Annotated in this window: 9 protein-coding genes; 5 read left to right on the top strand and 4 right to left on the bottom strand. The window is 68.7% G+C overall.

Going from position 1 to position 10,507, the window contains the following annotated elements:
- Positions 1–400, top strand: a 400-nt coding sequence (locus tag ACY34I_RS39255; RefSeq protein WP_462760427.1) for a sensor histidine kinase, incomplete at its 5' end; no start/stop codon positions are given.
- Between the two features lie 346 nt (positions 401–746).
- Here the strand turns inward: ACY34I_RS39255 and ACY34I_RS39250 are convergent.
- The gene (locus ACY34I_RS39250) at positions 747–1,379 is read right to left on the bottom strand and encodes a TetR/AcrR family transcriptional regulator (protein ID WP_462760425.1); all 633 of its coding nucleotides are present in this window, start codon (positions 1,377–1,379) and stop codon (positions 747–749) included.
- 208 nt (positions 1,380–1,587) lie between these two features.
- Between ACY34I_RS39250 and ACY34I_RS39245 the strand changes: the two genes are divergently transcribed.
- Positions 1,588–3,084 (top strand): MFS transporter, encoded by a 1,497-nt coding sequence (locus ACY34I_RS39245; RefSeq protein ID WP_462760423.1) that lies wholly within the window; start codon positions 1,588–1,590, stop codon positions 3,082–3,084.
- 184 nt (positions 3,085–3,268) lie between these two features.
- Here ACY34I_RS39245 and ACY34I_RS39240 read toward each other — a convergent pair whose 3' ends face one another.
- The 3 genes from ACY34I_RS39240 to ACY34I_RS39230 are packed head-to-tail and all read right to left on the bottom strand — an operon-like array spanning position 3,269 to position 6,273.
- Positions 3,269–4,471 carry an ABC transporter permease gene (locus tag ACY34I_RS39240; protein ID WP_462760421.1) on the bottom strand — a complete coding sequence of 401 codons (1,203 nt, stop codon included), beginning with the start codon at positions 4,469–4,471 and terminating at the stop codon, positions 3,269–3,271.
- Complete coding sequence (locus tag ACY34I_RS39235; protein ID WP_462760429.1) at positions 4,472–5,122, bottom strand: ABC transporter ATP-binding protein; 651 nt, start codon at positions 5,120–5,122, stop codon at positions 4,472–4,474.
- Positions 5,123–5,181: 59 nt separating this feature from the next.
- The gene (locus ACY34I_RS39230) at positions 5,182–6,273 is read right to left on the bottom strand and encodes an efflux RND transporter periplasmic adaptor subunit (protein ID WP_462760419.1); all 1,092 of its coding nucleotides are present in this window, start codon (positions 6,271–6,273) and stop codon (positions 5,182–5,184) included.
- On the opposite strand from ACY34I_RS39230, the gene ACY34I_RS39225 reads away from it, so the two are divergent.
- The 3 genes from ACY34I_RS39225 (at position 6,272) to ACY34I_RS39215 (ending at position 10,164) form a co-directional block, all read left to right on the top strand.
- Positions 6,272–6,856, top strand: coding sequence for a sensor histidine kinase (locus tag ACY34I_RS39225; RefSeq protein ID WP_462760417.1), 585 nt, complete (start codon positions 6,272–6,274; stop codon positions 6,854–6,856). The two genes, ACY34I_RS39230 and ACY34I_RS39225, sit on opposite strands and share 2 nt — an antisense overlap.
- A 61-nt stretch (positions 6,857–6,917) precedes the next feature.
- On the top strand, positions 6,918–9,410 hold the full coding sequence (locus ACY34I_RS39220; protein ID WP_462760415.1) for a glycogen debranching N-terminal domain-containing protein: 2,493 nt from the start codon (positions 6,918–6,920) through the stop codon (positions 9,408–9,410).
- Positions 9,411–9,519: 109 nt separating this feature from the next.
- Complete coding sequence (locus tag ACY34I_RS39215; protein ID WP_462760413.1) at positions 9,520–10,164, top strand: sigma factor-like helix-turn-helix DNA-binding protein; 645 nt, start codon at positions 9,520–9,522, stop codon at positions 10,162–10,164.
- The last annotated feature ends 343 nt before the right edge of the window (positions 10,165–10,507 follow it).

The following is a 10,507-nucleotide window of genomic DNA, read 5'->3' as shown; positions in this document are numbered from 1 at the left end:
ATTCGACAACCTCGAACAAGCCCTACGCGGCTTCCTCGACGTCATGGGCGAAGGCAACGCCGCAGTCGACCTCGCCGTCAGCGGCGACGAAGGCTGGATCCCCGCCGAAGTACTGGCCGAAGTCTTCCTCGTCGTCCGCGAAGCACTACGCAACGCCTTCTGCCACTCCCAGGCCCACACCATCCTCAGCCACGTCGACATCGCCCCACACGAAATCCGCGTCTGGGTCAACGACGACGGCGTAGGCTTCGACCCCGACCACACCATCACCACCGGCGGCACCGGCCTCGCCTCCATGCGAGAACGAGTCGAACTCCTCGGCGGCATGCTCCTCCTACACAGCGCACCGGGCCGCGGCACCCGCGTCGAAGCCTTCATCCCACTCCCGGGGGCAAGATGACAGGGCAGGCCACCTCGTACCCGACAAGCAGCTGACGCCTCCTCCTGCACCGCGTCGAGACCAGCCGCTACTCGGGATGAAAACGGCTCGTTGTGCCGCATCGTAGGTATACCGTTAGTCCCATTTGATCTTTTCAGGCGCCTGGCTCCCCCGGCCGCCGGTGAGACAGCTTTGCGTTAGTCCAAACAGGCGCTTGACCCCTGATCTTGGACACGCAATCAAGAGTCGGCCGCCGTGAGGCCGAGGAGCGCGAGCATCTGCCGGGCGGTGACGATGCGTCAAGGACTAGCCGGCATGGGAAGGGTCTCCGCTTCTCTGCATGCATCCTCGATCATTCTTGCTGTTGTCATCCTGCGGATGCTTTGTCGGCGGTTGTGGACCATATTCCGGCCCGTGCTGCCGCAAGGGCGGCTTTGGCAGCACGGTCGCCGTCGGCCTCCGTGAGAGGGCCGCCGGTGTTGAGGAGTGCGTAGTACAGGGGGGCGGAGACGGCGGCGATGACGCGGTGGGCGTCGGTGTCGTCGGGGATTTCGCCGCGTTGGATGGCGTCGGTGACGCAGCCGGCCCACTCGGCGATGCGGGTGGCGTAGAAGCGGTGGAGTGCCTCGGCGGCCTGTTCGTTGCACAGTGAGGCGGCGATCAGGGCTTTGAACAGCCGTCCCTGTCGGGGGTCGGTGAGCGCCTTGACCACCAGGTGGGCGTTGGCGCGCAGGTCGCCCTCGATGGAGCCGGTGTCGGCACGAGGCAGGGACTGCGCGGCCATGTCGTCGAGCAGGTCGGCGGCGAGGGCGCCGGGGGTGCCCCAACGGCGGTAGACGGTGGTCTTGCCAACCCCGGCCTGACGGGCGATCTCGGCCAGATCGAGGGCCTCGAAGCCCTCCCGGGCCAGGACGTCGCCAGCCGTCTGCAGGACGGTTTCGCGGACGCGGGCGGTGCGGCCACCTGGCCGGACGGTGCCGGGAGCGGGGGTGTCGGCCATGGGTGGACCTCCTTCGTGCGGCGCTTCACGATGCCACAGACAACAGTATCGGTACTGGAGTTCCGTTACGGCGTCCTGCGGTGCTACGGTTGGCAACCTAACGGAACGGTAGACCCGTTAGAGGTTTGAGAATCTTCGACGATGCCCCGCCTTGCACCCTTCTGCCCCTCTCCTCATGCAGGGGCGGACTCGAAAGGAAACGCGCTTCATGTCCACAACCAGCGCCGCATCGCGACGCACATCACCCGCCGTCGCTCACTCACCGCAGCCACAGCGGCTGACCGGCCGCCTCAAGCTGGTCCTCACCGTCCTGCTGGTCGCCCAGTTCATGCTGGCCGTCGACTTCTCGATCCTGAACGTCGCGTTGCCCGCGATCGGCGACGGTCTCGGCTTCTCCCTGGCCAACCTGCAGTGGATCGCCACCTCGTTCGCACTGTGCGCGGCCGGCTTCACCCTCTTCTTCGGCCGCATCGGCGACTTGGTCGGCCGCAAGCGGATCTTCCTCGGCAGTCTCAGCCTGTTGGGCGTGGCCTCTCTCGTCGGCGGCCTCGCCACCAGCCCCGAGATCCTGATCGTCGCCCGCGTCGCCCAGGGCCTGGCCACCGCGGCCGCCACCCCAGCCGGGCTCTCCCTGCTGACCATCGCCTTCCCCGAAGGCCCGCCGCGGCAAAAGGCCCTCGGCCTCAACGGCGCGCTGATGTCCGCCGGTTTCACCACCGGCGCCGTCCTCGGCGGCGTGCTCACGGACCTGCTGTCCTGGCGCTGGGCCTTCTTTATCAACGTGCCCGTCGCCGTCGCCGTCCTGCTGATCGCTCCCTCGGTCATCCGGGAGTCGAGACCCACCGACCGTCCCAAGCTCGACCTGCCCGGCGCCCTGACCGTCACCCTCGGCTTGCTCGGACTCGTCTACGGCCTGACCCAGGCCGGCGAGCACGGCTGGACGAACCCGCACGCCCTGACCGGGCTGATCGCCGGCGCCCTGCTGCTGGTGGCGTTCTACGGCGTCGAGCAGAAGGTGGCACAGCCGCTCGTCCCGCTCAGGGTGCTGGGTCGCCGGAATGTGGCCTGGGGCAACGTACTGGGCCTGCTGGCCTTTGTCACCGAAACCTCGCTGGTCTACCTACTCACCCTGTACATGCAGAAGACTCTCGGGTTCTCCGCCCTGGCAGCCGGGATCTCCTTCGGCGTCCTGGGCCTCGGCACCGTGGTCGGCGGCCTGCTGGCCCCGAAGGTGATCGCCAAGACCTCCACGCAGACCGCGCTGGTCGCAGGCGGCCTGATCCAAACGATCTTCACCGCCGCTCTGCTCTTCCTGGGCACGAGCCCGGCCTCTTCGATGGTGCTACTCCTGCCCGCCACCTTCTTCGGCGGCGTCGGCAACATGTTGGTCATCGTCGGCTTCATGGTCACCGCCACCAGCGGACTGCCCGACAGGGAACAGGGCCTGGCCACTGGACTGGCCACCATGTCCCAGCAGGTCGGCATCACCATGGGCATCCCGATCATGTCCGCGACCGTCACCGCCGCCGGCGCGGGCGCCGGCACAGCCGCAGCGATCCTGGATGGCGCAACCACCGCCATCGCCGTCAACGCCGCCCTGGTCGGGCTCGGTGTCCTCATCGCGGCCATCTTCCTGAACACCAAGCGGCACCACCAACACACCCGAACTGGCGCCGTTGCCTTGACGGATCGGCACAGGCAGTGAACCGTGCCGGGAGCGCCGTTCAGATTGCCTGGACGAGCGCCCACCGGCGCCGTGGAAAACCACGCGGTCCGAGAGTTCCTGGCCGACCTCCGGCGGGACATGCACGCCACCATCAAAGACCGGCTCGCCCGCGGCGTCACCGACGACGGCATCGCCAAGTCCAGCTCGTATCACTGCTTGGTCCTCATGCTGTGGCGAGAGCCTCGGTGGGCGCGAGGCGGGCGGCTCGGATGGCGGGGTAGAGGCCGGCGATAGCGCCGATGAGCAGGGTGGCGGCGATACCGCCGGTGCTGGCCCAGGCGGGGACGACGGTGGGCCAGGATTGTGTGGCGGCGTATCCGGTGGTGACGGCGATGCCGATGACTACCCCGCCGACGCCGCCGAGGGCGGACAGCAGCAGGGATTCGGCGAGGAATTGGAGCCGGATTTGGCCGCGGGTGGCGCCGAGGGAGCGGCGTAGGCCGATTTCGGGACGGCGTTCGAGGACGGAGATGACCATGGTGTTGGCCACGCCGACGCCGCCGACGAGTAGCGCGACGGCGCCGAGGCCGAGCAGGAGGCCGGTGAACGCCTTGTCGGTGGCTTGGCGGGCGGCCAGTGCGTCGGAGGGGCGGGACACTTTGACCTCGTTGGGTGCTTGCGGGTTGGCGGTGGCGGCCAGGACAGCGCGTACGGCTTCGACGGCGGTGTCGTCGGTGCGGGTGTAGACGGTGGTGGGGTGCCCGTCGAAGCCGAGGTAGGTTTCCGCTGCGGGCCAGCCGATCAATGCCGCGGAGTCGAGCTCGGATGCGAGTGGAACCGGATGGAGGATGCCCACGACCGTGAACCATGTGCCGCCGAGGTAGATCTGGGTCTCCGGGCCTGCCGTGGTGATGCCCAGCCGGTGGGCGGTGGTGGCGCCGAGCACCACGGCGGGATACTTGTCGGTTGCGGCGTTGAGCCACGTGCCGTGGGCGAGGGTGGCGCCGACCGTGGCCGGTAGGTTGAGGTTGGCGGCGTGGACCGAGATGCCGCCGCTCTGCGCAGTGGGGATCTTATCGTTGCGGTAGACCTTGGCGTCGGTGACTTTGCCGGTGGCGGCGACCTGGTTGACCGGCCCGATCCGGGAGATCATCGCGACGGACTCGGTCGGGAGCGCGGCATCCCCGCCGGTCAGGGTATTGCCCGGCGACACGGTGAGCAGGTTGGTACCGAGTGCGGCGAGGGTGCGGTCCACTTCGGCCCGGCTGGAGGAGGAGATGCCCACCACCGCGGTCATTGCGGCGATGCCGATGGCGATGCCCAACGCGGACAGGAACGCCCGCAACGGCCGCGCACGCAGGCCGGCGGCGCCGACACGGAGCACGTCGCGGGGTCGTAGCCGGGCGCGGGACAGTACCGCGGTCACCTAGACCACCGTCCCGTCGCGCATGGCGACCTGCCGGGGCAGGCTGGCCGCGATCTCCCGGTCGTGCGTGATCACCACAATCGTGGTGCCGGTGGCATGTAGTTCCCGCAGCAGTTGCATCACCCCAGCCCCGGACGCGGTGTCCAGGTTCCCGGTCGGTTCATCCGCCAGCAGCAACGCCGGCTCACCGGCGACCGCACGGGCGATGGCCACCCGTTGCCGCTGGCCGCCGGACAGCTCGTGGGGCCGGTGGTCGAGCCGGTCACCTAGACCGACGCGGACCAGTGTGGCCTCGGCGCGACGTCGGCGTTCCTTGCCGGGTACGCCCGCGTAGAGCAGTCCGTCGGCGACGTTGTCCAGGGCAGACTGTCCTGGTGCGAGGTGGAACTGCTGGAACACGAAACCGATCCGCCGGGCCCGCAGCGCCGACAGTTGCCGGTCCGACAGGCGTGCGATGTCGTGCCCGTCGATGCGTACCGTGCCGGTCGAGGGCCGATCCAGCGTCCCGATCAGGTGCAGCATGGTCGACTTACCCGACCCCGACGGGCCCACGATGGCCACCATTTCCCGACGCCGAATGCACAGGGTGACCTCACGCACTGCGGTAACCCCACCGGGATACGTCTTGGTCACCTGCTCCAACTCGACCACAGCTTCGTCGCCCGGGACAGGGCTGCTTTCCCGCGTGCTGTGGGCGCTGACTGCAGCGGTCATGACGGCACTCCCACCGTCATTCCCTCCGCCAGCCCGTCACCGGACACCTCGACCCGACCATTCGCGAACAGGCCGGTCTGCACCGACACGATCCGGGTAGTGGTTCCCTCGACGACCTGTACGCCGTACCCGCCCTCAGCGAGGGCGAGCAGCGCCGCCACCGGCACGGTCAACACGTTCTCCCGTTGTGAGGCGGTGAAGCCGACGTCCACTGCAGCCTGGTCGAGGCCGTTCAGGGCTTTGGCGTCATTGACGGTGACGGTGGCCTCGATCTCCGTCTCGGGCTCATTCGACCCGTTTCCGCCGTTGCCACTGCCACCAGTGTCGATCACGGTCTGGGTCTTGGCGATCTTCCCCGCGACCGTCTTGCCGTTCGGCAACGTCACGGTCACCGTAGCCCCCTTCTTCGCCAGCCGCTGCTCGTCCACATCGAGCTCAACGGTGATCACCCGCGCCGTACCCGTGTAGGTGAGCACGGCCGTTCCTGGCTGGACGGCATCCCCCACCGCCGCCTTCTGGCTATCCACCCGCACCGGCCCCGCGGCGTACACGATCCGGCCCAACTCCACCGTTCCGGTCTCCGGCAACCCAAGGTCCTCCTGCCACTGCTTCACCGTGGCGGCGGTGCTGGCCCCGTACTCGTCATCGACGGTGAACCCCGAGTAGCCGAGTGCCTTCAGGTTCTGTTCGAACTGCTTGACATCCGTCCCCTCGACCCCGGTCTGCAAACTCCGGTACGCGGGCAGCGAGCCGTACAGCAGCACCACCGGGGTGTTATCGACCCGGTAGAGAGCCTGTCCGCGCTTGACCGTGGCACCGGTCGCGGCCAGTGCGGTGATCGTCCCGCCCAGCTTCGCGCTGACACTTTCCGTCGCGTCGTACCCGAGGCTGCCGTCCTTTGTCTGCGAGTCGACGAGTGTCTGCCGGGTCACCTGCGCGGTCGCTGGCGGCAGGCCGCCGGTACCGCTGTTCCGGTCACCACCGTGACGGCCGACGCCGAAGCCGAATCCGGCGGTGGCGGCCGCGGCGGCGGCGCCAGCGGCCACCACCACAACCACCACCACCCGACGGGGACTACACCTGACCATGGCGCTCAACCCCGCCCGAACCGCCGGCGACCCCCACCTCGTCGAACGCCTGGTGATCAACCTGGTGGACAACGCAGTACGCCACAACATCGCCTCGGGCGGAGTCCACATCACCACCGGCATATCGGCAGGCCAGGCCGTGTTCTCGATCACAAACACCGGCCCCATAATCCCGGCGACAGAAATCGGCCGGCTGTTCCAACCCTTCCAACGGCTCGGCCGCAACCGCACCAACCACGACGAGGGGCTCGGTCTCGGATTGTCCATCGTCCAAGCCATCGCCGCAGCCCATGACGCCACACTCGCCGCGCATTCACGCCCAGACGGCGGCATGCAGGTCACCGTAACCTTTCCCAGTCCGCCCGCCCGTCCAGATGGAAGTCCACCCCGGCCGACCTCGAGGACCTCCTGGCCCGGATCGAACGATACGAACAGAAAGAGCCGAACCAACAGCCCGCCGACGGCAACCATCAGCCTGCCGCACCAACCACCGCGGCGTCCCCCGGCGCCTTGGCCTTTCGCTTCGGCGCGTCTCCCAAGGAACAGCACCAAGGGGACGTGTGATCGCTGGGAATTCGGGTAGCCCCGGCATGGCCAGCCGTCCGAGGTGTCGGGCCGGCCACGGAGCGGGAGGGCGTTGCCTGATGGTGGGGCTGACCGATGAGTTCTTCGACGAATTCACCAGGCGGGCCTCCAGGAGGCTGCTCGCCCGGGACTCCGGGACGATCCGACTCGACGCCAGCGCGGACGGCCGGACTGACCATTGGTATTTCACGGTCACGAATGGAACCGTCACGGTCAGCAGGGACGAACGGTCCGCCGACTGCGTCATGCGCGCCGACCCGGAGTTCTTCGAGGCGCTGTTGACCGGGCGGACCAACCTGGCCGCCGCAGTGCTGCGGCGCCGTTACACGTTAGAGGGCGACCCGACGAAACTGTACTTGCTGGAGCGGATGCTGCCTGACCCGCCCGGCGCCCGCGACCCCCGGGTCCTGGCTCCCACCGCCGCCGCGGCACCGGAGTATCCGACCGACCGCTTCCAGCGGCGGACAACGGCTAGGGAGGACAGCAAGAGGAGACGTCACCGCCAGTTCGGCATCCTCGACGGCAACACCTTCGCGGTCAGCGACGGTCACGGCGACATCGTCCCGTCGCCGGACTATCTGACCGGGCTGTACTCGTTCGACACCCGGTTCCTGTCGGTGTGGCGGTTAACCGTTGACGGCGACCGGCTGCACTCGCTCTCCGTAGACAACCTGCAGTACTACCAGGTGCGGTTCTTCCTGGTCCCCGGCGAACCGACGCAATACGTCAATGCCAAGGTGACGGTGATCCGGGACCGCTCGCTGGGCGGGAGCATGCAGGAGCGGGTGACGGTGCTCAACCATGATGCCAAGCCGGTGCGGCTACGGGTCCGAATGGAGATCGAAAGCGACTTCGCGGACCTCTTCGAAGCCACGGGCGTGCCGGCGAAGCCGGGCCGGACGACGGCCGAGGTCGCCGACGGCCAACTGCGCCTGAGGTACGACCGGGAGACGTTCACCCGCGCGACGATCGTCTCGTCGTCGGTCCCGGCCACCATCGACCAGCGCGGAATGACCTTCGACATCCAGGTGGAGCCGCACGGCGCCTGGGCCACCGACCTGCAGGTGGAGGCCGTGGTGACCGGGGCGCACGGCCGGGACATCCGGGAGAGCCTGCGCAGCTACGCGAACCGGACCCAGAAGCAGATGCGCCAGCAGCTGGACGAGTGGCTCGCCGGGGCACCCCGCCTGCTCGCCGATTCCCGGCCGTTGACGGTGACGTACCAGCGGAGCCTGGTCGACCTGGCGGCCCTGCGCTACCGGACCCTCCTCTTCTGGGAGCCGGTGCCGGTCGCCGGGTCGCCGTGGTTCATGACCCTCTTCGGCCGGGACAGCATCCTCACCTGCCTGCAGGCGCTGCCGTTCAAGCCGGAGTTGGCCGCCCCGACGCTGCGGGTGCTCGCCACGAACCAGTCCACCAAGTTGGACGACTTCCGGGAACGGGACCCGGGCAAGATCATGCAGGAGATTCGGTACGGGGAGCTGGCGGCCTTCGAGGAGGAACCGTACGCGGTGTACTACGGGGCGGCGGACACCACATCGCTGTTCGTGGTGCTGCTCGACGAGTACGAGCGGTGGTCTGGCGACGTCGAGCTGGTGAAAAACCTGGAGGAGAACGTTCGGGCGGCGCTCGACTGGATTGATACCTACGCCGACCTGCGCGGCGACGGCTATGTCTGGTATCAGCGGCGGAACACCCGGCACGGGTCGCCCAACCAGTGCTGGAAGGTCTCCTGGGATGCGATCTCCTACCGGGACGGCCGGCTGCCGGGCTTTCCCCGGGCCACCTGCGAACTGCAGGGTTACGCCTACGACGCGAAGATTCGGGCGGCCCGGCTGGCGCGGGAGTTCTGGGGCGACCCAGGGTATGCCGACCGGCTGGAACGCGACGCGGCGGAGCTGAAGGAGCGGTTCAACCGGGACTTCTGGGTAGCCAACGGGGAGTACTACGCGTTGGCCCTCGACGCGGACGGCTCCCAGGTCGACGCGCTCGCCTCGAACATGGGTCACCTGCTGTGGAGCGGGATCGTCGACGACTCGCGGGCGGCGCGGGTGGCCGAACTGCTGATGAGCCCGCGGTTGTTCTCCGGGTGGGGGGTGCGGACGCTGGCGACGGACCAGACCCGGTTCAACCCGGTCGGCTACCACGTGGGCACGGTCTGGCCGTTCGACAACTCGTTCATCGCCTGGGGCCTGCGTCGGTACGGCTTCCATGAGGAGGCCGCGCGGATCTCCCGGGCGATGATTGACGCGGCTGAGCACTTCGGGGGCCGGCTGCCGGAGGCGTTCGCTGGTTACGACCGCGTCCTGACCAAGGACCCGGTGCAGTATCCCACCGCGTGCAGCCCGCAGGCCTGGTCCGCGGGGGCACCCCTGCTGCTGCTGCGCACCATGCTCGGGCTGCAACCGCTCGGGGAGCACCTGATGATCGATCCCGCGTTGCCAGAAGGGCTGGGCCGCATTGAGTTGATGGACATCCCCGGCCGGTGGGGGCGGATCGACGCCCTGGGTCGCAGCAGGGCCGGCGCCGACGAGCAGCGACCGGTCGCCTGAGCTGGTCGGCGGTCGGCCCGGGCTGGAATCTGCGTTCCCACCACCGGCACCCAGCCGCCACGGCGACACACCCTGGCTGCAGCCGTACCCGGACGCCCTGCTGGAGCACGTGCCCGCCACCGAGCCCGGCCCCGAGGCGCGACACACGGCACGCGAGGCGGTCGAGTTGGCGTTCGTCGCCGCGCTCCAGCAGCTCTCACCGCGGCAGGCCGCCGCGCTGGTGCTCTGCGACGTGCTCGGCTACCCGCTCGGTGAGGTCGCACCAATGCTCGACACCACACCAACCGCCGTCAAGGGACTGCTGCAACGCGCCCGAGCCTCGCTCGGGCAGCACCGAGGCACCGATCCCGGCGCGCCGCCCGCCCCCGGGTCAGCCCAGGAGCGCCAGCTGGCCCGCCGCTTCGCCGAGGCGTTCGCCACCGACGACTTCGACACCTTGATCACCCTGCTCACCGACGACGCGTGGCTGGCCATGCCGCCCGCCCCACACGAATACCACGGCGCAGCGGCGATCACCTCGTTCCTGCGGGCCAGCGCCGCGTGGCGCGTCAGCCAACGCCTCCGCCTTCGGCTCCGTCCGACGCGCGCCAACGGGCAGCCGGCATTCATCTGCCACCTCGTCAACACCGTCGAACAACCCGCCGGGCTGATCGTGCTCACGCTCACCGGCGATCGTCTCCGCGGCATTACCCGGTTCCTCGACTCCCGGGCACAGCGACGCTTCGAACCACCACCAAACGACCAGCCGGTCTGACCGCACACTCCGGCGAACATCAGGCACCGGGTATGCGGCCGCAGCGTGACCTCGTGCGCAGGAACCCCGAGCGCCGAACCAGTGGCTGGCGATCAGGAGGGCTCTGGGCTCTTCGCCATCCCTGTGGGCCTCGGGCACGAAACTGACCGAGGGCCCGCATCGCAGTTGCATACCGTTGGTGGGGTTGACGTGCCCGAGTCAATGACCGCGGGCGATCCACTCGTCCAAGTGCGGGGCTTCGGCGGCGATCGTGGTGCCGTCACCGTGACCGGTGTAGACCCGAGTGTCGCCGGGCATAGTGAGCAGCGTCCCTGATCAGCTTAGCGATCCTGAGTCGGATTGA

The sequence above is a fragment of the Micromonospora sp. RTBAU3-60 genome (assembly GCF_054963695.1).
Note: the sequence above shows the minus strand (reverse complement) of the source record. Positions and strands in the feature narration are given on the sequence as shown.